We start from the raw sequence: 24,204 nt of genomic DNA, 5'->3' as shown, positions 1-24,204 counted from the left end.
TTCGCGCATCCCGGCCCGTCCTGTCCCGCCCGGTGTCTACGCCGCCGCGGGAAGCTCCGGTCTGAGCGGCCAGTCCGTGCACACCGTCTCCTCCGAGCCGCTGCGCGCGAACCACGCCTGCAACCCCCGCGCCTGCGCCGCGTGCCAGTTCGCCTGGAGTGCGTGCAGCTCGGTGGGGGACAGCCGCTCCAGCCGGGCCGCGAAGCGGCGGCCCACCGCCCGTACGACGTCCAGCGCGGCCAGTGCGTCCGCCGCCGCGTCATGCGCGCCCTGAAGCGGCACGTCGTAGTGCGCGCACAGGTCGGTCAGCGTCCGGCGGCCCTTGCGGTACCGGTCCAGGTGCTTGTCCAGCACCCGCGGGTCCAGCACCCGGAGCGGCACCGACTCGAACCAGCGGTCCAGCGACGACGCCCGGTGCCGGCGCAGCTCCCGGTCCAGCAGCGTCAGGTCGAACGGCGCGTTCATCACCACCAGCGGCCGGCCCAGCGCCGCGTGCTCGGCCAGGTGCTCCGCTATCTCGTACATCACCGGCGCCGGCCACCGCCCGTTGCGATGCAGGTGATCCTCCGTCAGCCCGTGCACCGCCGTCGCCGCCTCCGGCACCGGCACACCCGGGTTCACCAGCCAGCGGGACACCCGGGGCCGGGTCCCCGGCGCGTCCTGGACGACGACGGCGGCCGACACGATCCGGTCGGTCTCGACGTCCACGCCCGTCGTCTCCGTGTCGAAGGCGGCCAGCGGCCCCTCGTACCAGGTCGTCATTCCCACCCAACTCCTCGCTCTCCCGCGACAGATGACGTTTCGTCCCCTGTCCGGTTCGGTGATACCCGGGCTGTTTGCGCCGTACGCCGGGAGGAGACAACAGGAGTACGGGTCTTTGCAGTTCAGCGGCCCACCGCAGGAGAACACCGGGCTGGGAGGGCTGTTGGTCATGGCCGTAGCGCAGCCCGAGCGGGGCGGGTTGCTGCCCGACCGTCCGGGCATCCTCCGCGGCACGCTCGCCACCACCGCCTGCATGGAGACGTTGCAGGTCGGCTATCTGCACGCGGTCGCCGCAGCGGCCGGCTGCTCGCTGTCCCAGCCCTTCCCCGACAACGGCATCGACTGGCACGTCAGCCACAGCGCACCCGGGCACACCGTCGACGACGAGGTCACCGTCAAGGTGCAGCTGAAGGCCACCTACCAGGTCGCGCCCGACCCCCCGGGCCCCTTCTTCTCCTTCACCCTCGACAACGCCCACCTGCGCAAACTCGCCCGCACCCCCGTGTCCGTCCACAAGATCCTGGTGGTCATGCTCGTCCCGCGCTCCCCGGACGACTGGCTGCGCGCCGGCCACGAGCGGCTCGAACTCAGACACTGCTGCTACTGGACGAACCTCGCCGGCCACCCCGTCACCGGCCGGCACCGGACCACCGTGCGGATACCGACCTCGCGCATCTTCGACGACCGGGCGCTCTGCGACATCATGGCGCGGGTCGGGACGGGAGGCAGGCCATGAGGAACCGTCCCTCCGACGAGCCGCCGGTACGGCAGGTCCGGCCGGAACCCGACGACATCCCCCGCGACCCCCCGCCGCGGCCCGCCGACGTCGACCCCGCCGTCCTCGGCGCCCTGCTGCACCGGCACGGCTGGCACCGGCGCGGGGGAGCGGCCGGCCGCTACGGCCGCTGGACCCCGCCCGGGCCGGGCGGCGCCACGACCAGCCTGCTCGTGCCGGAGAGCCGCGCCTTCCCGGACAGCGACGACCTGCTCGGCGAGGCCCTCGAAGCCCTCGCGCGCAGCGACACCCCCTCCGCCCGCGAGGTGCTGCTCTGTCTCGCCGTACCCAGCGACGAGATCCGCTGGTGGCGCGACACCCCGGCAGGGCCCGCCGGAGCCGCGCCCTGGACCGCCGACGCACACCTGCGCGGCGCCGCACGCCGGATGCTGCTCGCCGCCGCGCTCGCCACCCGCGCGCCCGCCGGCTACCACGGCGCCCGCCACCGCCGATCCGTCGCCGCCCTCGTCGGGGACGTCCTCGTCGGCCCCGCCGCCGAGGGTCACGCCCTCACCGCCTTCGTCCCCGTCCCCGCGGGACGCGCCCTCTCCGTCCGCCTCCACCAGGCCCTCCACGCCGCCCGCGAGGCGATCGACTACCAGCGGGCGACCGGCGGCATGGACGCCTTCGACGGCGCCGTCGAGGCCGGCGTCAGCCACGAGCTGACCGAGGCGCTCTCCGCGCTCGTGGCCGGTACCGAGGGCGCCCGCGTCGCCGTCGCCTGGGCGCCCGGCACCGGCGTCCCGGACGGCTGCGCCGCCTTCGCCGAACCCGTCGAGTTCTCGCCCGGCGACCTGCCCGTGCTGCGCGAGGCCGCCGCCCGCTACCTCCGCGCGGAGCCGTCCGTCCCGGTCAGCGTCACCGGTGCCGTCGTCCGCATGCGCCGCTCCGGGCCCGGCGGCCAGGGCACCGTACGGCTGCGCGTCCTCGCCGGCGCCGAGGTCCCGCACCTGCGCGTCACCCTGGACGAGGAGGACTACCGCATCGCCGGCCACGCCCACCTCGTCGGACTCCCGGTGCGCGTGCACGGCCGGCTGGAGCGGCGGGGCGGGTTCCGCCGGCTCACCGGCGCCCGCGGTGTCGTCCCCGTACAGGTCGACGACGCCGAGCGCGAGCGGCTGCTGAAGTCCCTCCACGAGAACCTCGACTACTTCGACGCGACCTGCGACGAGCCAGGTGGGGAGGCGTACGGGGAGGAGGACCGCGGATAACCGTTTCGCAGTCGGTGCCGTCGGGTCGGTACGATTCCCTGAGCGCGCGCTCCTCGTACGGCGCCGCACCCACCTTCAGTCAGGAGAGACCGGTGTCAGACGTCCGTGTGATCATCCAACGCGATTCCGAGCGGGAAGAACGCGTGGTGACGACGGGCACTACGGCCGCCGACCTCTTCGCCGGCGAACGCTCCGTCATCGCCGCGAGGGTGGGCGGCGAGCTGAGAGACCTCGCGTGGGAGCTGTCCGACGGTGACGAGGTCGAGGGCGTCGAGATCTCGTCCGAGGACGGCCTGAACATCCTGCGCCACTCCACCGCGCACGTCATGGCGCAGGCCGTGCAGGAGCTGTTCCCCGAGGCCAAGCTGGGCATCGGCCCGCCCGTGAAGGACGGCTTCTACTACGACTTCGACGTCGAGAAGCCGTTCACGCCCGAGGATCTCAAGGCCGTCGAGAAGAAGATGCAGGAGATCCAGAAGCGCGGGCAGAAGTTCGCCCGCCGTGTCGTCACCGACGAGGCGGCCCGCGAGGAGCTGGCCGCCGAGCCGTACAAGCTGGAGCTGATCGGCCTCAAGGGCTCGGCGTCGCACGACGACGGCGCGGACGTCGAGGTCGGCGCCGGCGAGCTGACGATCTACGACAACCTGGACGCCAAGACCGGCGAGCTGTGCTGGAAGGACCTCTGCCGCGGCCCGCACCTGCCCTCGACCCGGCTGATCCCGGCGTTCAAGCTGATGCGCAACGCCGCCGCCTACTGGCGCGGCAGCGAGAAGAACCCGATGCTCCAGCGCATCTACGGCACCGCCTGGCCGTCCAAGGACGAGCTGAAGGCGCACCTGGAGTTCCTCGCCGAGGCCGAGAAGCGCGACCACCGTAAGCTCGGCAGCGAGCTGGACCTCTTCTCCGTCCCCGAGCAGATCGGCTCCGGCCTCGCCGTCTTCCACCCCAGGGGCGGCATCATCCGCCGGGTCATGGAGGACTACTCGCGCCGCCGGCACGAGGAGGAGGGCTACGAGTTCGTCTACACCCCGCATGCGACGAAGGGGAAGCTCTTCGAGACCTCGGGCCACCTGGACTGGTACGCCGACGGCATGTACCCGCCCATGCAGCTCGACGAGGGCGTGGACTACTACCTCAAGCCCATGAACTGCCCGATGCACAACCTGATCTTCGACGCGCGCGGCCGGTCCTACCGTGAACTGCCCCTGCGCCTCTTCGAGTTCGGGACCGTGTACCGGTACGAGAAGTCCGGTGTCGTGCACGGCCTCACCCGGGCCCGCGGCTTCACCCAGGACGACGCGCACATCTACTGCACCCGTGAGCAGATGGCCGGGGAACTGGACGCCACGCTCACCTTCGTGCTGAACCTGCTGCGCGACTACGGCCTGACCGACTTCTACCTGGAGCTGTCCACCAAGGACCCGGAGAAGTTCGTCGGCTCCGACGAGGCCTGGGAGGAGGCGACCGAAACACTGCGTCAGGTCGCCGAGAAGCAGGGCCTGCCCCTCGTGCCCGACCCGGGCGGCGCCGCCTTCTACGGCCCGAAGATCTCCGTCCAGGCCAAGGACGCGATCGGCCGTACCTGGCAGATGTCGACCATCCAGCTCGACTTCAACCTGCCCGAGCGGTTCAACCTGGAGTACACCGGCCCGGACGGCTCCAAGCAGCGTCCGGTCATGATCCACCGGGCTCTGTTCGGCAGCATCGAGCGGTTCTTCGCGGTGCTCCTGGAGCACTACGCGGGCGCCTTCCCGGCCTGGCTGGCCCCCGTCCAGGCGATCGGCATCCCGGTCGGCGACGCGCACGTCGAGTACCTGGAGAAGTTCGCCGCCGCGGCCAGGAAGAAGGGTCTGCGGGTCGAGGTGGACTCCTCCTCCGACCGTATGCAGAAGAAGATCAGGACGGCCCAGAAGCAGAAGGTCCCGTTCATGGTCATCGTCGGTGACGAGGACATGAACGCCGGCACCGTGTCCTTCCGTTACCGGGACGGCTCGCAGGAGAACGGCATTCCGTTCGACGAGGCCATCGCCAAGATCGTGAAGGTCGTGGAGGAGCGGACCCAGGTCTGATCCCACCGCCCCGAAGCATCCCGGGGGATCCCGGGGGCGAGCGTGACCTCGGCCGTCACGACCCGTTGTGGTCGTGACGGCCGACGCCGTTCCGGGGGAGGGGCCCGGTGCCGCCGTACGCCGGCGGCCCCCGAGCGACCGGCCCCTGCGTTGCCGTGACGCACGGTCAGGCACTAGGGTTGCCCAGGTGACTGCCGGGTCGGCCATGGGCCATGCACGAGTGGGGCACCCGGCCTCGGCGTGAGCACGAGGCGGGCAAGAGCTCCGCCGTTTCTCCGCGTCTTCCTTCCCAGCGCCGCACGCGGCGCTCCACAGCGGATCCAGGACCCGGAGACACCCACGCATGACGCATGATCAGCAGCGCCGCCACGACCCCGCATCACCGACCGCCGTCCAGCTGAACCACACCGCCGTCTACGCCAGCGACCGACGCCTGTCGGCCGCGTTCGTGGCGGGGATCCTGGGGTTGGAGGTCGGCGCCCCCTTCGGGCCGTTCCTGCCCGTCGACCTGGGCAACGGCGTCACACTCGACTACTACGAGAAGCGTGACGAGCCCATCCAGTCGCAGCACTACGCGTTCCTCGTGCCCGACGACCGGTTCGACACCATGATCGCCCGCCTGGAGACGGCCGGGGTCACCTATTACGCCGACCCCAGCCACACCGAACCCGGTCGGATCAACCGTCTGTTCGGCGGGCGCGGTGCCTACTTCGACGACCCGGACGGCCACAACATGGAGATCATCACCCGCCCCTACGTACGGCCGTAGCAGCCGTCGAGCGGCGTCGGGTCCCCGACCGATGCCGGCTCTTCCCCAGCAGGCCCGGACGTGTCCCCGGAGATCACCTCCCCGGGGGCCGTTCGTCGCTCTCCCGGGAGAAGATCTGCATCAGCCAGGACGAGAACGAACCCGTCACCGCGCCCAGCAGGCCCAGCCCGCAGGCCATCATCCCGGTCGCGATCACCCGGCCGAGCGGGGTCACCGGGGTGATGTCGCCGTAGCCGACCGTGCTGAGGGTCGAGGCGGCCCACCACACCGCGTCCCCGAAGGTGTGCATGGTGCTGCCGGGCGCCCCGCGTTCCTGCTGGTAGACCGCGAGGGCACCGGAGAGGCCGAGCAGCAGCGTGGACAGGCTCGCGTACGCGATCACACGCGCGTACAGGGACAGCCGGGGCTCGCCCTGCCGGCGTTGGATGACGTCGTACAGCGGGACGATCCGCAGCGGGCGCAGCAACGGCAGCAGCACCACGGCCGTGTGCAGGAGGTGCGTGGTGGCGAAGCGCAGGAAGCGCTGCCCGCCGAGCCGCCAGCGCACCGCGTAGTCGGCGGCGAACACCATCCAGAGGGCGAGCATCGCGAACCCGCACAGATTGCGCCAGCCCCATGGCAGGTTCACGGCCAGGACCCGGGTGGCATAGGCGGCCATGAAGACCAGCGACGCCAGGAACAGGGGGATCTCGGTGCGCTGCTCCCAGCGAGCCACGGGGTTGTCGTCGTCCACCGGCCAAGCTTGGCCTCGGACCGCTGCCGGGGTCCCCCGGCGACACGCCGGGATCGGCCGAAGCCATATGCTGCCTAGCATGACGAGTGAGCCGGAACAGCAGATCGGAGTGGGGACGCAGGACGCGTTCCAGCGCCTGTGGACGCCCCACCGGATGGCCTACATCCAGGGCGAGAACAAGCCGAGCGGTCCGGGGGCCGACGACGGCTGTCCCTTCTGTTCCATCCCGGCGAAGTCGGACGAGGACGGGCTCGTCGTGAGGCGCGGAGAGCACGTGTACGCCGTCCTCAACCTGTATCCCTACACAGGCGGTCACCTCATGACCGTGCCCTACCGGCATGTGGCCGACTACACCGACCTGACCCCGGCGGAGACCGTCGAGCTGGCGGAGCTGACCAAGCAGGCGATGACGGCTCTGCGCACGGCGTCCGGCGCGCACGGGTTCAACATCGGCATGAACCAGGGCGCGGTGGCGGGCGCCGGTATCGCGGCCCATCTGCACCAGCACATCGTCCCGCGCTGGGGCGGCGACACCAACTTCATGCCGGTCGTGGGCCACACCAGGGTGCTGCCGCAGCTGCTGGCCGACACCCGCGGGATGCTGGCGGAGGCGTGGCCGGCCGGCTGACCCGCCGGCGCGGGCCTACGCGTCGTACAGGTCGGCCTTGCGGGGCGTCGGGTCCTGGACGTTGCCGCTGAGGAACGCCGAGCGGGCACCGAACTTCTCCGTGTCCACGCCGTTCTCCCGCAGGACCCTGATCGCGGCCGAGTGCACCACCCGCAGCACCGGTGTCGCCGCGCGCAGGGCGTCGTCGGCCATGAAGCGGTGGCGCCAGGGCTGGTCGGCCCAGGCGTGCCGCAGGCCGAACGGCTCGGGCAGGCCGAGGGAGCCGCCGAGCCAGTTGAGCAGCGGCGGATACCACGTCAGCGGGGCGCGCACGGCGAGACGTACGACCTCGTCGGTGCCGACCAGGGGCAGCTTGACCGTGCGGGTCTCCCAGGGCTTGAAGGACTTGCTGACCTCCTTGGCCGGCGCCTCCGGTTTGGTGGTGAACAGCGGGTTCACCGGTCCCAGCGCATGCCCCGTGACCTCGATGCGCAGGGTCTCGTGCAGCACGGTGACGGTGATCAGCATCGTGATGACCAGCTGTCCGTCCCACAGCGTCCACTGCACGCCCAGATAGTGCCGGTCACCGCTGCCGAACTGCTGCTTGTTGCAGATGTCCTGTATGGCGTGCGGTTTGATCTGGAAGGCCTCGACGTCGGTGCCTTCGGGCCGGGAGACGGCCGTGGCCTTCTCACCGATCGGGGTGACGATCCAGTGCCGTATCGACGGCTTCGGGAAGCCGCCGGTGTTCAGCGGGCCGCGCTCCAGGAGGGCCAGCTGGTCGTGGATCGCGCGTATCACGTCCCAGCTGCGGAACGGGTGGATCTCCCGGGTGGGGTCGGCGGGCACGAGGTCCTCGGCGAGCTGCCAGGAGCCCCAGCGGGTGCCCATGCCGAGTATGCCCTTGGGGCCGGCGTAGAAGACGGAGTTGGACCGCTGTTCCGCCCTGAGCCGGGCCAGGGACTGCCGCAGCTCCTCGGCGGCGGTCTGGCCGGGGGCGCGGGGCACGGCCTCCGGGACCTTGGCGCCGACGCTGCTGCCGGACAGCAGCCCCGCCCAGCGGCCCCGCAGGTCCTGGGCGGTGCGTTCGCAGATCTGCTTGGCCCAGAACCAGCCGAGCACGGGTACGACGACGGATGCGCGTGCGTACCACGCCCAGAAGCCGGAGAACGGCATCTTGATCAGGAACAGCGCGGCGAGTATGCCGACGCCCAGCAGCAGCACGGTGCCCAGCGCCCCGGCCCGCCGGTCGTCACGCCGGACGACGAGACCGCGCAGCTGGAAGACGAGCAGCCAGCAGAGCATCCCCGGCAGGAAGAGCAGGCCGCACACGACGGTGACGACGGTGAGCCGGTTGTCGCGCTCCCGGCGGATGTTGTTGGCGGCCAGGGCGTGTTCCACGACGAACTGGGGCTCGGAGCCGAAGGACTGGATGAGCGGCTTGCGGTCGGGGGCGAGCATCCGGTCGACGACGGCCCGCGAGAACGCCTCACCGAGATTCGGCCGGAACATCTTCATCCTGCCGGCCTTCACGGCCGACTGGTGCCACTCGTTGTCCGCCTTCTTGATCTCCTCCACCGGGCTGTCCCGGTACGCCGCGGACGCCAGCGCGGAGGTCGCCGCCTGCCCCTCGTCGCCCGAGACGGGCACCTGGGGCCCGTCCCACTCCGTTCCAAACGACATTCCCGCCCCCATCGCCGCCGGTGTCGCTCCTGCGGCCTTCCCGACTTCCCTGCCCCGCACACCTGTTGGACCGCTCGTCGTGCCGTGGCCCGACGAATGCCGGACGGCCGCGGCACGACGTGCTCCGGTGATCAGCGTATCCGCCGGCACCGACAGCCCGGGGGCGGACGGCCGAAGCCGCCCGCCCGCACACCGGCGCCGGGACCTCCCCGGTCACCCGGCTACCCGTCGTCCCCCGCCTGTTCACGGATGCGCTCGGCGATCTGCGCCGGCATCGGCTCGTGCCGGGCGTAGCTCCGCTCGAAGCGGGCCGTGCCGTGGGAGAGCGAGCGCAGGTCGACCGCGTACCGGCCGATCTCGAACTCCGGCGCCTCGGCGCGGATCAGCGTCCGCCCCGAACCGACCTGTTCGGTGCCCAGCAGCCGGCCGCGCCGGCCGGACAGGTCGCTCATCACGGCGCCCACGTAGTCGTCGCCGACCAGCACGGTGACCTCGGCGACCGGCTCCAGCAGATGGATCCGCGCCTCGGCCGCGGCCTCCCGCAGGGCCAGCGCGCCCGCCGTCTGGAAGGCGGCGTCGGAGGAGTCCACCGAGTGGGCCTTGCCGTCCACCAGCGTGACCCGCACGTCGACCAGCGGATAACCGGCGGCGACCCCCCTGGCGGCCTGCGCCCGCACGCCCTTCTCGACGGACGGGACGAACTGCCGGGGCACCGCGCCGCCGACGACCTTGTCCACGAACTCGATGCCCGAACCGCCCGGCAGCGGCTCCACCTCGATCTCGCAGATCGCGTACTGACCGTGTCCGCCGGACTGCTTGACGTGCCGGCCGCGCCCGGTGGCCCGGTCCGCGAACGTCTCGCGCAGGGACACCCGGTGCGGTACGACGTCGACCTGGACGCCGTAGCGGCTGCGCAGCCGTTCCAGGGCGACGTCGGCGTGGGCCTCGCCCAGGCACCACAGGACGATCTGACGGGTGTCCTGGTTGTGCTCCAGGCGCATGGTCGGATCCTCGGCGACCAGCCGGGCCAGCCCCTGGGAGAGCTTGTCCTCGTCGGCCTTGCTGTGCGCCTGGATGGCGAGCGGCAGCAGCGGGTCCGGCATCTGCCAGGGCTCCATCAGCAGCGGGTCGTCGTTGGCGGACAGCGTGTCGCCGGTCTCGGCGCGGCCGAGCCTGGCCACGCACACCAGGTCGCCGGCGACGGCATGGGTCACCGGGCGCTGCTGCCGGCCGAAGGGCATGGACAGGGCGCCGGCCTTCTCGTCGACGTCGTGGTCCTCGTGGCCGCGGTCGGCGAGGCCGTGCCCGGAGACGTGCACCGGCTGGTCGGGACGCAGGGTGCCGGAGAAGACGCGGACCAGCGAGATCCGGCCGACGTAGGGGTCGGCGGAGGTCTTGACGACCTCGGCGACCAGCGGGCCGTCCGTGTCGCACGGCTTCAGCTCGCGCGGCGCGCCGTCGACGGTGGTCACGCCGGGCAGGGGGTGTTCGAACGGGGTCGGGAAGCCGCCGGTGATCAGCTGGAACAGCTCGACCGTGCCGAGACCCTGCCGGGCGCCCTCCGTGGCGGGGGCGGCGGCCAGGACGGGGAAGAAGCTGCCGCGGGCGACGGCCCGCTCCAGATCCTCGATCAGTGTCTTGGTGTCGATCTGCTCGCCGCCCAGATAGCGGTCCATGAGGGTCTCGTCCTCGCTCTCCGAGATGATCCCCTCGATGAGCCGGTTGCGGGCCTCCTCGATGTCCGGCAGCTGGTCCTCGCCGGGCTCGGACTCCTTGCGCTCCCCGGACGCGTAGTCGAACAGCTTCTTCGACAGCAGTCCGACCAGCCCGGTCACGGACGCGTGCCCGTCGGGGCTCTCGGTGCCGCGCAGCGGCAGGTACAGGGGCAGCACGGCGTCGGGATCGTCGCCGCCGAACGCCTCCGCGCAGATCCGGGTCATCTCCTCGAAGTCCGCGCGCGCGGCCTCCAGGTGCGTGACCACGATCGCGCGGGGCATGCCGACGGCCGCGCACTCCTCCCACACCATCCGGGTCGTGCCGTCGACGCCGTCCGATGCCGAGACGACGAAGAGGGCCGCGTCCGCGGCGCGCAGACCGGCCCGCAGTTCCCCGACGAAGTCGGCGTATCCGGGGGTGTCCAGCAGGTTGATCTTGATGCCGTCCCAGGCGACCGGCACCAGGGAGAGCTGCACCGAGCGCTGCTGGCGGTGCTCGATGTCGTCGTAGTCGGAGACGGTGCCGCCGTCCTCCACGCGGCCCGCCCGGTTCACCGCCCCCGCGGTCAGCGCGAGGGCCTCCACCAGGGTCGTCTTGCCCGAGCCGGAGTGGCCGACCAGCACCACGTTCCGTACGGACGCGGGCCGGTCGGCCGCCAGAGCCCTGCCGGCGGCCCCGGGGTGGTGTGTCTGTGCCTTGTCGCCCATGATCCTGCCTCCCGTGCACGGTGAGGTCACTGTGGGCGCGGACATGCCGCATCCGCGTGCTGGGGCGGTTCCGGCGACGCCCGCGGTCATTCCGAGCTTTCCACTCCCCTCACGCCGCGTCCATACGAAGGACTACGAAGGGTGCGTACGGGACATCGAACGCGTCACGAACACCCCGCGCGCGGTGGCGTGCACCGCTTCCCGGCGCGGCTGCGGGTGCCCGCCCGCCACGCACCCGCGCGCGTGACTACGATGGGCCAGCCGGTGGTCACCAGGGGCCGCGGCGACACCGACCGTCGGGAAGGCCATGCTGAACAAGTACGCGCGTGCATTCTTCACGCGTGTCCTCACACCGTTCGCCGCGTTTCTCATCCGCCGGGGCGTGAGCCCCGACACGGTCACACTCCTCGGCACGGCCGGTGTGGTCGCGGGCGCGCTGGTCTTCTACCCCCGGGGCGAGTTCTTCTGGGGCACGATCGTCATCACCCTGTTCGTCTTCTCCGACCTGGTCGACGGCAACATGGCCCGCCAGCTGGGCCGTTCCAGCCGCTGGGGCGCCTTCCTGGACTCCACCCTGGACCGGGTCGCCGACGGGGCGATCTTCGGCGGGTTCGCGCTCTGGTACGCCGGACACGGCAATGACGACATGCTGTGCGCGGTGTCGATCTTCTGCCTGGCCAGCGGACAGGTCGTGTCGTACACCAAGGCGCGCGGCGAGTCGATCGGGCTGCCGGTCGCCGTCAACGGACTCGTCGAGCGCGCCGAGCGGCTGGTGATCTCGCTGGTCGCGGCCGGTCTCTCCGGCCTGCACGAGTTCGGTGTGCCGGGCGTCCAGTGGCTGCTGCCGATCGCCCTGTGGGTCGTCGCCGTCGGCAGCCTCGTCACGCTGGTCCAGCGGGTCGTCACCGTGCGCCGCGAGTCCGCCGAGGCGGAGGCGGCGGCTCGGCCGACCGCCGGCGAGGCGGCGCAGTGAGCGGCGCCGACCGGCTCACCGACGCGCTGTACGGCGCCGGCTGGAGCACCGTCAAGAAGCTCCCCGAGCCCGTCGCGGCGCGCCTGGGCCGGACCATCGCCGACCTCGCCTGGAAACGGCGTGGCAAGGGCGTACAGCGCCTGGAGTCCAACTACGCGCGTGTGGTGCCCGACGCGAGCCCCGAGCGGCTCGCCGAACTGTCCCGCGCGGGCATGCGTTCCTACCTGCGCTACTGGATGGAGTCCTTCCGCCTGCCGGCGTGGAGCGCGGAGCGGATCAGGTCGGGCTTCGACGCCAAGGACCTGCACCACCTGACCGACGGCCTGGCCGCCGGCCGGGGCGTGGTCCTCGCGCTGCCCCACCTGGCCAACTGGGACCTGGCCGGCGCCTGGGTCACCACCGCCCTGGAGACGCCGTTCACGACGGTCGCCGAACGACTCAGGCCCGAGTCGCTCTACGACCGCTTCGTCGCCTACCGCGAGGGCCTCGGCATGGAGGTCCTGCCGCACAGCGGCGGCTCCGCCTTCGGCACCCTGGCCCGCAGACTGCGCGACGGCGGCCTGGTCTGCCTGGTCGCCGACCGCGACCTGTCGGCCTCCGGTGTCGAGGTCGACTTCTTCGGCGAGAGGGCCCGCATGCCCGCGGGCCCCGCCCTGCTCGCCCAGCAGACGGGCGCGCTGCTGCTGCCCGTCACCCTCTGGTACGACGACTCGCCCGTCATGCGGGGCCGGGTGCATCCGCCCGTCGAGGTCCCCGCATCCGGCACGCGGACCGAGCGGACGGCCGTCATGACCCAGGCACTGGCCGACGCCTTCGCCGGCGGGATCGCCGACCATCCCGAGGACTGGCACATGCTCCAGCGACTGTGGCTCGCCGACCTCGGCCCCACGAAGGGACCCGCGTGAGAATCGGGATCGTCTGCCCGTACTCCTGGGACGTGCCCGGTGGCGTCCAGTTCCACGTCCGCGACCTCGCCGAGTACTTCCTCCGCCGCGGCCACGAGGTGTCCGTCCTCGCCCCGGCCGACGACGACACCCCGCTGCCGCCCTACGTCGTCTCGGCCGGCCGCGCCGTCCCGGTGCCGTACAACGGCTCGGTGGCCCGGCTGAACTTCGGGTTCCTGTCGGCCGCGCGGGTGCGGCGCTGGCTGCACGACGGCAAGTTCGACGTGGTCCACATCCACGAACCGACCTCGCCCTCGCTCGGCCTGCTGACCTGCTGGGCGGCGTCCGGCCCGATCGTGGCCACCTTCCACACCTCCAACCCGCGCTCGCGCGCGATGATCGCCGCCTACGCGATCCTCCAGGCCGCCCTGGAGAAGATCAGCGCGCGCATCGCGGTGAGCGAGTACGCCCGCCGCACCCTGGTCGAGCACCTGGGCGGGGACGCGGTGGTCATCCCCAACGGCGTCGACGTGGACTTCTTCGCCGAGGCCGAACCCGATCCGCGGTGGCAGGGCGACACCATCGGCTTCATCGGCCGCATCGACGAGCCCCGCAAGGGCCTGCCCGTGCTGATGAAGGCCCTGCCGGACATCGTGGCCGCCCGGCCGGGGACACGGCTGCTGGTGGCGGGCCGGGGCGACGAGGAGGCGGCCGTCGAGGACCTGCCGGAGGAACTGCGCTCGCGCGTGGAGTTCCTCGGCATGATCAGCGACGAGGACAAGGCGCGCCTCCTGCGCAGCGTCGACCTGTACGTCGCGCCCAACACCGGCGGCGAGAGCTTCGGCATCATCCTCGTCGAGGCGCTGTCCGCGGGCGCTCCCGTCCTCGCCTCCGACCTGGACGCCTTCGTACAGGTCCTCGACCGGGGCGAGGCCGGTGAGATCTTCGCGAACGAGAACGCGACCGCGCTGGCGGAGGCGGCCGTACGGCTGCTGGCGGACCCGGCGCGCCGGGCCCTGCTGAGCGAGCGCGGCAGCGCCCACGTACGACGGTTCGACTGGTCCACGGTCGGCGCGGACATCCTCTCGGTCTACGAGACGGTGACGGCCGGCGCGGCGGCGGTCGCCGCCGACGAGCGGACGACGGGCCTGCGGGCCCGCTTCGGCCTGACCCGCGACTGGAGCGGGAACACCCGCGAACAGCCGACGGCACCGGCCGTCCGGGACTGAGGCCGGGGGAGCTTGTAGGGGTGGCCGAACCGCCGCCGGGTCCCGGGTCTCGGGCGGCGCGGTCGTTAGGCGTCGGCAGCCCCCCCCGGGCACCGGAGGGGTGGCCCACGGGAGTGAGGCGGAGGCGTCCCGGGGCAGCCGATAGCCTTCCGCCGTGACCGTAACCCTCATCTGGATCGCCCTCGCGCTCGTCGCCGTCGGCGTGTACCTGAGCTGGACGGCGGGACGGCTCGACCGGCTGCACGTGCGGATGGACGCCACCCGGGCCGCCCTCGACGCCCAGCTGCTGCGGCGAGCCTCCGTGGCGCAGGAACTGGCCACCTCGGGTGTCCTGGACCCGGCCGCCTCGATCGTGCTGTACGAGGCCGCGCACGCCGCCCGGCAGGCCGAGGAGGAGCACCGCGAGGTCGCCGAGAGCGAGCTGAGCCAGGCACTGCGCGCGGTCTTCGCGCACCCGGCCCAGGTGGAGGCCGTACGGGAGGCGCCGGGCGGCGAGGAGGCGGCGCGGGAGCTGGCCGAGGCCGTCCGCCGGGTGCCGATGGCCCGCCGCTTCCACAACGACGCCGTGGGGGCGGCGCGCAGGCTGCGGGAGCACCGCAAGGTGCGCTGGTTCCGGCTGGCCGGCCACGCCCCGTTCCCGCTGGCCGTCGAGATGGACGACGAGCCGCCCGCGGCCCTGGTGGAACGGGTCTCCTGACCGCCGGCCGACGGCCCGGTGCGCCAAAAGGATCCACCGGCTTGTCATTGGCTCTTGCTGTGGACTGGTCGGCTCGCGTTTCCTCTGCGGTGCAGAAGCCTTCTTCCCACCAGTGAGGTCACCCGTGTCCACCATCGACAACCAGGCTCCCGAGACCGGCACCGCCCGCGTGAAGCGCGGCATGGCCGAGCAGCTCAAGGGCGGCGTGATCATGGACGTCGTCACGCCGGAGCAGGCGAAGATCGCCGAGGACGCGGGCGCCGTCGCCGTCATGGCCCTGGAGCGGGTCCCGGCCGACATCCGCAAGGACGGCGGCGTGGCCCGCATGTCCGACCCGGACATGATCGAGGGCATCATCGAGGCCGTCTCGATCCCGGTCATGGCCAAGTCCCGCATCGGCCACTTCGTCGAGGCCCAGGTGCTCCAGTCCCTCGGCGTGGACTACATCGACGAGTCCGAGGTGCTGACCCCGGCCGACGAGGTCAACCACTCCGACAAGTGGTCCTTCACCACCCCCTTCGTGTGCGGCGCGACCAACCTGGGCGAGGCCCTGCGCCGCATCGCCGAGGGCGCCGCGATGATCCGCTCCAAGGGCGAGGCCGGCACCGGCAACGTCGTCGAGGCCGTCCGCCACCTGCGCCAGATCAAGAACGAGATCGCCAGGCTGCGCGGCTACGACAACCACGAGCTGTACGCGGCGGCCAAGGAGCTGCGTGCCCCGTACGAGCTGGTCAAGGAGGTCGCCGAGCTGGGCAAGCTCCCGGTGGTCCTCTTCTCCGCCGGCGGCGTCGCCACCCCGGCCGACGCGGCCCTGATGCGCCAGCTCGGTGCCGAGGGCGTGTTCGTCGGCTCGGGCATCTTCAAGTCGGGCGACCCGGCCAAGCGCGCCGCCGCCATCGTGAAGGCCACCACCTTCTACGACGACCCCAAGATCATCGCGGACGCTTCCCGGAACCTCGGCGAGGCCATGGTCGGCATCAACTGCGACACCCTCCCCGAGACCGAGCGCTACGCGAACCGCGGCTGGTAAGGCACCGGAACACATGAACACCCCCGTCATAGGCGTCCTGGCCCTCCAGGGCGACGTACGGGAGCACCTCATCGCGCTGGCCGCGGCGGACGCCGTGGCCAGGCCGGTGCGGCGCCCCGAGGAACTCGCCGAGGTCGACGGCCTCGTCCTGCCCGGCGGCGAGTCCACCACCATCTCCAAGCTGGCCGTCCTCTTCGGAGTGATGGAGCCGCTGCGCGCACGCGTGCGCGCCGGCCTGCCCGTCTACGGCACCTGCGCCGGCATGATCCTGCTCGCCGACAAGATCCTCGACCCGCGCTCGGGCCAGGAGACCATCGGCGGCATCGACATGATCGTGCGCCGCAACGCCTTCGGGCGGCAGAACGAGTCGTTCGAGGCCGCGGTCGACGTGCGGGGTGTCCCGGGCGATCCCGTGGAGGGCGTCTTCATCCGCGCCCCCTGGGTGGAGTCCGTGGGCGCCGGTGCCGAGGTGCTCGCCGAGCACGAGGGCCACATCGTCGCGGTGCGCCAGGGCAACGTGCTCGCCACCTCCTTCCACCCGGAGCTGACCGGCGACCACCGTGTGCACTCCCTGTTCGTCGACATGGTGCGCACCAACCGGACACCGCAATCCTTGTAGGATCTCTGCCGTTCGTACAGAGATGGGTTACGCGAAGGAGACAGGCAGATGTCCGGCCACTCTAAATGGGCCACGACGAAGCACAAGAAGGCCGTGATCGACGCCAAGCGCGGCAAGCTCTTCGCGAAGCTGATCAAGAACATCGAGGTCGCCTCGCGGACGGGCGGCGCCGACCCGGACGGCAACCCGACGCTGTACGACGCCATCCAGAAGGCGAAGAAGTCGTCGGTCCCGAACAAGAACATCGACTCCGCGGTCAAGCGCGGCGCGGGTCTCGAGGCCGGTGGCGCCGACTACGAGACGATCATGTACGAGGGCTACGGCCCCAACGGTGTCGCGGTGCTCATCGAGTGCCTCACCGACAACCGCAACCGCGCCGCCTCCGAGGTCCGCGTCGCCATGACCCGCAACGGCGGCTCCATGGCGGACCCGGGTTCGGTGTCGTACCTGTTCAACCGCAAGGGCGTGGTGATCGTCCCCAAGGGTGAGCTGTCCGAGGACGACGTGCTCGGCGCCGTGCTCGACGCCGGTGCCGAGGAGGTCAACGACCTCGGCGAGACCTTCGAGGTCATCAGCGAGGCCACCGACATGGTCGCGGTCCGCACCGCCCTCCAGGACGCCGGCATCGACTACGACTCCGCCGAGGCCAACTTCGTCCCGACCATGCAGGTCGAGCTGGACGAGGACGGCGCGAGGAAGATCTTCAAGCTCATCGACGCGCTCGAGGACAGCGACGACGTGCAGAACGTCTTCGCCAACTTCGACGTGAGCGACGAGATCATGGAGAAGGTCGACGCGTAACGCGCACGGCTGCTCACGGGCCGACGGGACATCACCCGTCGGCCCGTCGCGTTGCCGGGCGCCGGCTGCCCGGGCGGTGGGTGCGGGGCGTTGTCGGTGGCACCCGATAGCCTGCACGAACAGGCCGTCGAATGGAGGGGGCGCGGTGCGCGTACTGGGGGTGGACCCCGGGCTGACCCGGTGCGGTGTCGGTGTCGTGGAGGGGGTCGCCGGCCGCCCGCTCACGATGCTCGGCGTCGGCGTCGTACGAACACCCGCGGACGCCGACCTCAGCCACCGGCTGCTCGGTGTCGAGCAGGGCATCGAGCAGTGGCTGGACGAGCACCGGCCCGAGTTCGTCGCCGTGGAACGCGTCTTCAGCCAGCACAACGTACGCACGGTCATGGGCACCGCCCAGGCCAGCGCCGTCGCCATGCTGTGCGCCGCCCGGCGCGGCATCCCCGTCGCCCTGCACACCCCCAGCGAGGTCAAGGCCGCCGTCACCGGCAGCGGACGCGCCGACAAGGCCCAGGTGGGCGCCATGGTCACCCGGCTGCTCCGGCTGTCGGCGCCGCCCAGGCCCGCCGACGCCGCCGACGCCCTCGCGCTCGCCATCTGCCACATCTGGCGCGCTCCCGCGCAGAACCGGCTCCAGCAGGCCGTCGCCCTGCACACCGCCCACGCAACGAAAGGCCGTACGGCATGATCGCCTTCGTCAGCGGCACGGTCGCCGCACTCGCCCCCGACACAGCGGTCGTCGAGGTCGGGGGCGTCGGCATGGCCGTCCAGTGCACGCCGAACACCCTCTCGACGCTCCGCATCGGCCAGCCGGCCAGACTGCACACCTCCCTCGTCGTCCGCGAGGACTCGCTCACCCTCTACGGCTTCGCCGACGACGACGAACGCCAGACCTTCGAGCTGCTCCAGACCGCGAGCGGGGTCGGCCCCCGCCTCGCGCAGGCGATGCTCGCCGTGCACACCCCGGACGCCCTGCGCCGCGCGGTCGCCACCGGCGACGAGAAAGCCCTCACGGCCGTCCCCGGCATCGGCAGGAAGGGCGCCCAGAAACTGCTGCTGGAGCTGAAGGACCGGCTCGGCGAGCCGGTCGGCGCCCCCGCCGTCGGCGCGCCCGCCGGCCAGGGCTGGCGCGACCAGCTGCACGCGGCCCTGCTCGGCCTCGGCTACGCCACCCGCGAGGCCGACGAGGCGGTCGCCGCCGTCGTGCCCCAGGCCGAGGCCGCCGAGGGCACCCCCGAGGTGGGCCGGCTGCTGAAGGCCGCCCTCCAGACGCTGAACCGAGCCCGCTGACCGAGACCGTCGTAAGGCACACACATGAACTGGGACGACCCGACCGGCACCTCCGCCCCCGACCGGCTGGTGGGCCCGGTCGCCGACCGGGAGGACCAGGCCGTCGAGGCCGCCCTGCGCCCCAAGGACCTCGGTGAGTTCATCGGCCAGGAGAAGGTCCGCGAACAGCTCGACCTGGTGCTGCGCGCCGCACGCGCGCGCGGGGCCACCGCCGACCACGTCCTGCTCTCGGGCGCGCCCGGCCTCGGCAAGACCACCCTGTCGATGATCATCGCTGCCGAGATGGGCGCCCCCATCCGCATCACGTCGGGCCCCGCCATCCAGCACGCCGGCGACCTCGCCGCGATCCTGTCCTCCCTCCAGGAGGGCGAGGTGCTCTTCCTCGACGAGATCCACCGCATGTCCCGGCCCGCCGAGGAGATGCTGTACATGGCCATGGAGGACTTCCGCGTCGACGTCATCGTCGGCAAGGGCCCCGGCGCCACCGCGATCCCGCTGGAACTGCCCCCCTTCACGCTGGTCGGCGCCACCACCCGCGCGGGCCTGCTGCCGCCCCCGCTGCGCGACCGCTTCGGCTTCACCGCGCACATGGAGTTCTACGAGCCGCACGAACTGGAGCGCGTCGTGCACCGCTCGGCGAACCTGCTGGAGGTCGAGATCGACCCGGCCGGCGCCGCGGAGATCGCCGGCCGCTCCCGCGGAACGCCCCGCATCGCCAACCGCCTGCTGCGCCGCGTCCGCGACTACGCGCAGGTCAAGGCCGACGGCGTCGTCACCCGCGACATCGCAGCCGCCGCCCTCGCGGTGTACGAGGTCGACGCGCGCGGTCTGGACCGGCTCGACCGCGCCGTCCTGCAGGCCCTGCTGAAGCTGTTCGGCGGCGGCCCGGTCGGTCTGTCGACGCTCGCGGTCGCGGTGGGGGAGGAGCGGGAGACGGTGGAGGAGGTGGCCGAACCGTTCCTGGTCCGGGAGGGCCTGCTCGCCCGGACCCCGCGCGGCCGGGTCGCCACCCCCGCCGCCTGGGCCCACCTCGGCCTCACCCCGCCCCGCTCGGCTCCCGGCGGGGCCGGGGGAAGCGCTCAGCAGAACCTGTTCGGGGCGTGACGGCGGCCTGACGCCCGGCCGGGAGGCGGCCCCTCCGTTGCCGGCCCGCCGGGCCGTCGCCCGCCCGGGGGCGGCCGGGCGCCCGCCCGATGACCACGTGATGCCTCGGTGACGGCAGGGACATTGGCCGCGGCAGGAACCCAGGTGCCATGCTGAGCGTTGTTCCATGCGCGCGGACTCGCTTAGACTCCGCCGATGCCGCCCTTGCGGGTGGCGCCGACCACACCCCCGTCCCAATGGCCGCTGTCCGTCGCGGTCGCGCGAAGGAAACCCCGTCCCGTGAATACCTTGACCCTTCTCCCCTTCATCGTGCTCATCGCGGCCATGTTCCTGATGACCCGCTCGGCCAAGAAGAAGCAGCAGCAGGCCGCCCAGATGCGGAACGAGATGCAGCCCGGCTCCGGTGTCCGCACGATTGGGGGAATCTACGCGACGGTCAAGGAAGTCAACGAGGAGACGGTCCTCCTCGACGCCGGCCCCGGCGTGGACCTGCTGTTCGCGAAGAACGCCATCGGCGCCGTCCTCTCCGACGACGAGTACAACCGCATCGTCCACGGCGTCGAGCACGACCTGAAGTCCGACGCCGCCGTCGTTCCGGACGACGCGTCCTCCCTCACCGAGACCGACGAGACCGACGGGCCCGCCGCTGCCGCCGCCTCCGACGACAAGATCGACCTCGGTAAGAAGGACGCCGCCGAGCGCGGGGACGACGCGATCCGGGCCGCGGAGGACGCGGCCCAGGCCGCCGAGGCCAGGACGGACGACGAGCCGAAGAAGACCGACGGCGACTCCGGCACGAAGTAGTCACGCCCCGGGACGCGCGGCGGGGGCACCACCAGCCCCGCCCCGCTCACCCCGGGCGCGGCTGTCTCGCACGGGAGCCCGACACCATGTCATGGCCGACCGCGCCGACCGGGCGCGGGGCGGCCCGAGAGGGAGTACGAGAAGGTGGCAGCACCTAAGAGGGGCCGGAGCGCGAGCGCCCAGAGCAAGCCAGGGCGCTCGCTGGTCCTCATCCTGATCGCCATCGTGGCGCTCACCGGAGGGATGTTCGCCTCCGGGCACACCACTCCGCGTCTCGGTATCGACCTCGCCGGTGGTACGAGCATCACGCTCAAGGCGAAGGCCGACCAGGGGTCCGCGATCAACAAGGCCAACATGGACACCGCGGTCGACATCATGAACCGCCGTGTCAACGGTCTCGGCGTCTCCGAGGCGGAGGTGCAGACCCAGGGGACCGACAACATCATCGTCAACATCCCCAAGGGCACCAACTCCGCGGAGGCCCAGAAGCAGGTCGGCACCACCGCCAAGCTGTACTTCCGCCCGGTCCTGGCCAGCGAGCCCAGCGGCGCGGCCGCGCAGAGCCCCTCGCCGAGCGCCTCCTCCGGCGGCAGCTCCTCGCCCAAGCCGGGCGCGAGCCCCTCGGGCAGTGCCTCCCCGCAGCAGGCGACGTCCGGCTCCGCGTCCCCCACGGGCACCGCGACCTCCCAGGGCCGCGCCGTCACCGACGCGCTCAAGGCCGGCTCCACCCCCTCGCCGAGCGGCTCCGCCTCCGGCAGCGCCACACCGTCCGCCACTCCCTCGGCCCCGTCGAGCGGCAAGCCCTCCGGCGACACCGCGCTCCAGGCCCGGTACGCCGCGCTGAACTGCGCCAAGCCCGCAGACCGCGCCAACGCCGGCAAGGACGCCAAGCCCGGCAAGCCCACCGTGGCCTGCGGCGAGAACGACGGCAGCTGGTTCAAGTACCTGCTCGGCCCGGCCGCCGTGGACGGCACCGAGGTGAAGAAGGCCCAGGCCGTCTTCGACACCCAGGGCGCCGCCGGCTGGCAGGTCCAGATGACCTTCACCTCCGGCGGGGGCAAGAAGTTCGCGGACATCACCGGTGAGCTGGCCAAGAACCAGTCCCCGCAGAACGAGTTCGGCATCGTCCTGGACGGCCAGGTCGTCTCCAGCCCGTTCGTGCAGCGGGCCATCACCGGCGGCCAGGCGGAGATCTCCGGCAGCTTCAAGCAGGAGGAGGCCCAGAACCTCGCCAACATGCTGTCGTACGGCGCCCTCCCGCTCTCCTTCCGGGAGGAGTCCGTCACCACCGTCACCGCCGCGCTCGGCGGTGAGCAGCTGCACGCCGGTCTGCTCGCCGGCGCCATCGGTCTGGCGCTGGTCGTGATCTACCTGGTGGTGTACTACCGCGGCCTGTCCCTCGTGGCCATGGCCTCCCTGGTGGTCTCCGCGATCCTCACCTACGTGATCATGTCGCTGCTCGGCCCGGCCATCGGCTTCGCGCTGAACCTGCCGGCGGTCTGCGGTGCCATCGTCGCGATCGGTATCACCGCGGACTCGTTCATCGTGTACTTCGAACGCATCCGTGACGAGATCCGCGAGGGCCGCTCGCTGCGCCCCGCCGTGGAGCGGGCCTGGCCGCGCGCCCGGCGCACCATCCTGGTCTCCGACTTCGTGTCCTTCCTCGCCGCCGCGGTGCTGTTCATCGTCACCGTCGGCAAGGTGCAGGGCTTCGCCTTCACGCTCGGCCTGACCACCCTGCTCGACGTGGTCGTCGTCTTCCTCTTCACCAAGCCGCTCATGACGCTGCTCGCCCGCCGCAAGTTCTTCGCGGACGGCCACAAGTGGTCCGGACTCGACCCGAAGGGCCTGGGCGCCAAGCCGCCGCTGCGCCGCACCCGCCGTCCCGCCGGTCCCGCCGGCCACCCTGTCGACCCGAAGGAGGCATGAGCGATGTCGAAACTCGGCAACCTCGGCGCTCGACTGCACCGCGGCGAGATCAGCTACGACTTCGTCGGCAAGCGCAAGATCTGGTACGGCGTCTCGATCCTCATCACCATCACGGCCATCGTCGGCCTGGCGGTGCGCGGCCTGAACATGGGCATCGAGTTCCAGGGCGGCGCGGTCTTCACCACGCCGACCAAGATGAGCACCTCGGTCGCCCAGGCCGAGGGATACGCCAGGGAGGCCTCCGGCCACGAGGCGATCGTGCAGAAGCTCGGCAACGGCAGCCTGCGCATCCAGATCGCCGGCATCGAGACCGACCAGTCCGACCGGATCAAGAAGGATCTGGCGAAGGACCTGAACCTGGACCCCGAGAAGCTCGCCGCCGACCTGGTCGGCCCGAGCTGGGGTGAGCAGATCGCCAACAAGGCCTGGGAGGGCCTGGCGATCTTCATGGTCCTCGTCGTGATCTACCTGGCGATCGCCTTCGAGTGGCGCATGGCCATCGCGGCGCTGGTCGCGCTGATCCACGACATCACCATCACGACCGGTATCTACGCCCTGGTCGGCTTCGAGGTCACGCCCGGCACCGTCATCGGCCTGCTGACCATCCTCGGTTACTCGCTCTACGACACGGTCGTCGTCTTCGACAGCCTCAAGGAGCAGACCAGGGACATCACCAAGCAGACCCGCTGGACCTACAGCGACATCGCCAACCGGTCGATCAACGGCACCCTGGTCCGCTCCATCAACACCACGGTCGTCGCCCTGCTGCCGGTCGCCGGTCTGCTCTTCATCGGCGGCGGCTTCCTCGGCGCGGGCACGCTCAACGACATCTCGCTGTCGCTGTTCGTCGGTCTCGCGGCCGGCGCCTACTCCTCGATCTTCATCGCCACCCCGCTCGTCGCCGACCTCAAGGAGCGCGAGCCGGCGATGAAGGCCCTCACCAAGCGGGTCCTGGCCAAGCGCGCCCAGGCCGCGGCCGGCGGGGACCTCGGGGAGACCCCCGCCACCCCGGGCGACGACGCCGACGACGCCACCCCGGCCGTCGTGGGCCCGCGCAACCAGCCCGCCTCCCGCGGCCGGGGCCGCGGCCGGACCCCGGGGAAGCGCCGATGACCGAGCTCGCGGGCATCTCGACGCTGCTGCTCAGCCGCATCCGTGACGTCGCCGACTACCCGGAGCCGGGTGTGATGTTCAAGGACATCACCCCGCTCCTGGCCGACCCGGCGGCCTTCGCGGCGCTCACCGACGCCCTCGCCGGGATCGCCACCGGCACCGGCGCGACCAAGGTGATCGGGCTGGAGGCCCGGGGCTTCATCCTCGGCGCCCCGGTCGCCGTCCGCGCGGGACTGGGCTTCATCCCGGTCCGCAAGGCCGGCAAGCTCCCTGGAGCCACTCTGCGCCAGGCGTACGACCTGGAGTACGGCTCGGCCGAGATCGAGGTGCACGCCGAGGACCTGGCCTCCGGAGACCGCGTCCTGATCGTGGACGACGTCCTGGCCACCGGCGGCACCGCCGAGGCAGCGGTCCAGCTCGTCCACCGCGCCGGCGCCGAGGTCTGCGGGGTCGCCGTACTGATGGAGCTGGGCTTCCTCGACGGCCGCGCCCGTCTGGAGACGGCCCTGGGCGGCGCGCCGGTGGAGGCGCTCCTGCGGATCTGACCGGCCCGCACGCCGAACGGCCGCCCCGGCGCCACCGGGGCGGCCGTCGCCGTACCGGGCGCCCGGCGTGACACCCCGGGGGCCGCCCGGGGGACGGCCGTGGAATCCACCGGCGGCTCCGTCCGTTGCACGGGTAGACGGTCCTCACAGCGGCCTG

At 71.9% G+C, this 24,204-nt stretch carries 23 protein-coding genes; 19 read left to right on the top strand and 4 right to left on the bottom strand.

Going from position 1 to position 24,204, the window contains the following annotated elements; genetic code table 11:
- Positions 1–36 precede the first annotated feature (36 nt).
- Positions 37–762: a 3'-5' exonuclease gene (locus tag ACF1BE_RS20370; protein WP_392200446.1), complete on the bottom strand. Its 726-nt coding sequence runs from the start codon at positions 760–762 to the stop codon at positions 37–39.
- 169 nt (positions 763–931) lie between these two features.
- Here ACF1BE_RS20370 and ACF1BE_RS20365 point away from each other — a divergent pair, with 169 nt between their 5' ends.
- The 4 genes from ACF1BE_RS20365 (at position 932) to ACF1BE_RS20350 (ending at position 5,586) form a co-directional block, all read left to right on the top strand.
- Positions 932–1,498 (top strand): DUF4365 domain-containing protein, encoded by a 567-nt coding sequence (locus tag ACF1BE_RS20365; RefSeq protein ID WP_392200445.1) that lies wholly within the window; start codon positions 932–934, stop codon positions 1,496–1,498.
- Complete coding sequence (locus tag ACF1BE_RS20360) at positions 1,495–2,748, top strand: hypothetical protein (protein WP_392200444.1); 1,254 nt, start codon at positions 1,495–1,497, stop codon at positions 2,746–2,748. Before ACF1BE_RS20365 ends, ACF1BE_RS20360 begins: the two co-directional genes overlap by 4 nt.
- 92 nt (positions 2,749–2,840) lie before the next feature.
- A complete protein-coding gene (gene thrS / locus ACF1BE_RS20355) occupies positions 2,841–4,817 on the top strand; it encodes a threonine--tRNA ligase (RefSeq protein ID WP_392200443.1) in 1,977 nt (658 codons plus the stop codon).
- 343 nt (positions 4,818–5,160) lie between these two features.
- Complete coding sequence (locus tag ACF1BE_RS20350) at positions 5,161–5,586, top strand: VOC family protein (protein ID WP_392200442.1); 426 nt, start codon at positions 5,161–5,163, stop codon at positions 5,584–5,586.
- Between the two features lie 73 nt (positions 5,587–5,659).
- On the opposite strand, the gene ACF1BE_RS20345 is transcribed toward ACF1BE_RS20350, so the two are convergent.
- On the bottom strand, positions 5,660–6,319 hold the full coding sequence (locus ACF1BE_RS20345; protein WP_392200441.1) for a potassium channel family protein: 660 nt from the start codon (positions 6,317–6,319) through the stop codon (positions 5,660–5,662).
- Between the two features lie 67 nt (positions 6,320–6,386).
- Here ACF1BE_RS20345 and ACF1BE_RS20340 point away from each other — a divergent pair, with 67 nt between their 5' ends.
- Positions 6,387–6,947 carry an HIT family protein gene (locus tag ACF1BE_RS20340; protein ID WP_392200440.1) on the top strand — a complete coding sequence of 187 codons (561 nt, stop codon included), beginning with the start codon at positions 6,387–6,389 and terminating at the stop codon, positions 6,945–6,947.
- A 15-nt stretch (positions 6,948–6,962) separates the two neighbouring features.
- On the opposite strand, the gene ACF1BE_RS20335 is transcribed toward ACF1BE_RS20340, so the two are convergent.
- Both ACF1BE_RS20335 and ACF1BE_RS20330 read right to left on the bottom strand, forming a co-directional pair.
- Entirely contained in the window at positions 6,963–8,609 is a 1,647-nt protein-coding gene (locus ACF1BE_RS20335; protein ID WP_392200439.1) for a hypothetical protein, read from the bottom strand.
- A 221-nt stretch (positions 8,610–8,830) separates the two neighbouring features.
- Entirely contained in the window at positions 8,831–11,032 is a 2,202-nt protein-coding gene (locus ACF1BE_RS20330; RefSeq protein ID WP_392200438.1) for an elongation factor G-like protein EF-G2, read from the bottom strand.
- A gap of 307 nt (positions 11,033–11,339) precedes the next feature.
- Between ACF1BE_RS20330 and pgsA the strand changes: the two genes are divergently transcribed.
- The 14 genes from pgsA (at position 11,340) to ACF1BE_RS20260 (ending at position 24,047) form a co-directional block, all read left to right on the top strand.
- On the top strand, positions 11,340–12,005 hold the full coding sequence (pgsA, locus tag ACF1BE_RS20325; protein ID WP_392200437.1) for a phosphatidylinositol phosphate synthase: 666 nt from the start codon (positions 11,340–11,342) through the stop codon (positions 12,003–12,005).
- Positions 12,002–12,910 (top strand): phosphatidylinositol mannoside acyltransferase, encoded by a 909-nt coding sequence (locus ACF1BE_RS20320; RefSeq protein WP_392200436.1) that lies wholly within the window; start codon positions 12,002–12,004, stop codon positions 12,908–12,910. The genes pgsA and ACF1BE_RS20320 overlap by 4 nt, the downstream gene beginning before the upstream one ends.
- Positions 12,907–14,118, top strand: coding sequence for a glycosyltransferase family 4 protein (locus ACF1BE_RS20315; protein ID WP_392200435.1), 1,212 nt, complete (start codon positions 12,907–12,909; stop codon positions 14,116–14,118). The genes ACF1BE_RS20320 and ACF1BE_RS20315 overlap by 4 nt, the downstream gene beginning before the upstream one ends.
- A gap of 154 nt (positions 14,119–14,272) precedes the next feature.
- Positions 14,273–14,815, top strand: coding sequence for a hypothetical protein (locus ACF1BE_RS20310; protein WP_392200434.1), 543 nt, complete (start codon positions 14,273–14,275; stop codon positions 14,813–14,815).
- Between the two features lie 124 nt (positions 14,816–14,939).
- On the top strand, positions 14,940–15,845 hold the full coding sequence (gene pdxS, locus ACF1BE_RS20305) for a pyridoxal 5'-phosphate synthase lyase subunit PdxS (protein WP_356824621.1): 906 nt from the start codon (positions 14,940–14,942) through the stop codon (positions 15,843–15,845).
- A 13-nt stretch (positions 15,846–15,858) separates the two neighbouring features.
- Complete coding sequence (gene pdxT / locus ACF1BE_RS20300) at positions 15,859–16,464, top strand: pyridoxal 5'-phosphate synthase glutaminase subunit PdxT (RefSeq protein ID WP_392200433.1); 606 nt, start codon at positions 15,859–15,861, stop codon at positions 16,462–16,464.
- Positions 16,465–16,512: 48 nt separating this feature from the next.
- On the top strand, positions 16,513–17,265 hold the full coding sequence (locus ACF1BE_RS20295) for a YebC/PmpR family DNA-binding transcriptional regulator (RefSeq protein WP_392200432.1): 753 nt from the start codon (positions 16,513–16,515) through the stop codon (positions 17,263–17,265).
- Positions 17,266–17,410: 145 nt separating this feature from the next.
- A complete protein-coding gene (gene ruvC / locus ACF1BE_RS20290; RefSeq protein WP_361987723.1) occupies positions 17,411–17,950 on the top strand; it encodes a crossover junction endodeoxyribonuclease RuvC in 540 nt (179 codons plus the stop codon).
- On the top strand, positions 17,947–18,552 hold the full coding sequence (gene ruvA / locus ACF1BE_RS20285; RefSeq protein WP_392200431.1) for a Holliday junction branch migration protein RuvA: 606 nt from the start codon (positions 17,947–17,949) through the stop codon (positions 18,550–18,552). Before ruvC ends, ruvA begins: the two co-directional genes overlap by 4 nt.
- Positions 18,553–18,576: 24 nt before the next feature.
- On the top strand, positions 18,577–19,656 hold the full coding sequence (gene ruvB, locus ACF1BE_RS20280) for a Holliday junction branch migration DNA helicase RuvB (protein WP_392200430.1): 1,080 nt from the start codon (positions 18,577–18,579) through the stop codon (positions 19,654–19,656).
- Positions 19,657–19,935: 279 nt separating this feature from the next.
- Positions 19,936–20,460 carry a preprotein translocase subunit YajC gene (gene yajC, locus ACF1BE_RS20275; protein WP_392200429.1) on the top strand — a complete coding sequence of 175 codons (525 nt, stop codon included), beginning with the start codon at positions 19,936–19,938 and terminating at the stop codon, positions 20,458–20,460.
- Positions 20,461–20,604: 144 nt separating this feature from the next.
- The gene (secD, locus tag ACF1BE_RS20270; RefSeq protein WP_392200428.1) at positions 20,605–22,389 is read left to right on the top strand and encodes a protein translocase subunit SecD; all 1,785 of its coding nucleotides are present in this window, start codon (positions 20,605–20,607) and stop codon (positions 22,387–22,389) included.
- Positions 22,390–22,392: 3 nt separating this feature from the next.
- A complete protein-coding gene (gene secF / locus ACF1BE_RS20265; RefSeq protein ID WP_392200427.1) occupies positions 22,393–23,502 on the top strand; it encodes a protein translocase subunit SecF in 1,110 nt (369 codons plus the stop codon).
- Positions 23,499–24,047 carry an adenine phosphoribosyltransferase gene (locus ACF1BE_RS20260; protein WP_392200426.1) on the top strand — a complete coding sequence of 183 codons (549 nt, stop codon included), beginning with the start codon at positions 23,499–23,501 and terminating at the stop codon, positions 24,045–24,047. The genes secF and ACF1BE_RS20260 overlap by 4 nt, the downstream gene beginning before the upstream one ends.
- The last annotated feature ends 157 nt before the right edge of the window (positions 24,048–24,204 follow it).

Origin of the sequence: Streptomyces sp. NPDC014991 (genome assembly GCF_043080665.1) — a bacterium.
Classification (GTDB): domain Bacteria; phylum Actinomycetota; class Actinomycetes; order Streptomycetales; family Streptomycetaceae; genus Streptomyces.
The sequence above is the reverse complement of the archived record's forward strand: the minus strand, read 5'-3'. Positions and strand labels throughout refer to the sequence as shown.

What these genes read in the sequence shown, in the direction of transcription:
- pgsA (WP_392200437.1), top strand. Translation starts at nt 11,340, where the DNA reads ATGCTGAACAAGTACGCGCGTGCATTCTTCACGCGTGTCCTCACACCG.
- ACF1BE_RS20295 (WP_392200432.1), top strand. Translation starts at nt 16,513, where the DNA reads ATGTCCGGCCACTCTAAATGGGCCACGACGAAGCACAAGAAGGCCGTG.
- ACF1BE_RS20360 (WP_392200444.1), top strand. Translation starts at nt 1,495, where the DNA reads ATGAGGAACCGTCCCTCCGACGAGCCGCCGGTACGGCAGGTCCGGCCG.
- ACF1BE_RS20260 (WP_392200426.1), top strand. Translation starts at nt 23,499, where the DNA reads ATGACCGAGCTCGCGGGCATCTCGACGCTGCTGCTCAGCCGCATCCGT.
- ACF1BE_RS20370 (WP_392200446.1), bottom strand. Translation starts at nt 762, where the DNA reads ATGACGACCTGGTACGAGGGGCCGCTGGCCGCCTTCGACACGGAGACG.
- ruvA (WP_392200431.1), top strand. Translation starts at nt 17,947, where the DNA reads ATGATCGCCTTCGTCAGCGGCACGGTCGCCGCACTCGCCCCCGACACA.
- pdxT (WP_392200433.1), top strand. Translation starts at nt 15,859, where the DNA reads ATGAACACCCCCGTCATAGGCGTCCTGGCCCTCCAGGGCGACGTACGG.
- ACF1BE_RS20365 (WP_392200445.1), top strand. Translation starts at nt 932, where the DNA reads ATGGCCGTAGCGCAGCCCGAGCGGGGCGGGTTGCTGCCCGACCGTCCG.
- ACF1BE_RS20350 (WP_392200442.1), top strand. Translation starts at nt 5,161, where the DNA reads ATGACGCATGATCAGCAGCGCCGCCACGACCCCGCATCACCGACCGCC.
- secF (WP_392200427.1), top strand. Translation starts at nt 22,393, where the DNA reads ATGTCGAAACTCGGCAACCTCGGCGCTCGACTGCACCGCGGCGAGATC.
- ACF1BE_RS20330 (WP_392200438.1), bottom strand. Translation starts at nt 11,032, where the DNA reads ATGGGCGACAAGGCACAGACACACCACCCCGGGGCCGCCGGCAGGGCT.
- ACF1BE_RS20335 (WP_392200439.1), bottom strand. Translation starts at nt 8,609, where the DNA reads ATGTCGTTTGGAACGGAGTGGGACGGGCCCCAGGTGCCCGTCTCGGGC.
- ruvB (WP_392200430.1), top strand. Translation starts at nt 18,577, where the DNA reads ATGAACTGGGACGACCCGACCGGCACCTCCGCCCCCGACCGGCTGGTG.
- ACF1BE_RS20340 (WP_392200440.1), top strand. Translation starts at nt 6,387, where the DNA reads ATGCTGCCTAGCATGACGAGTGAGCCGGAACAGCAGATCGGAGTGGGG.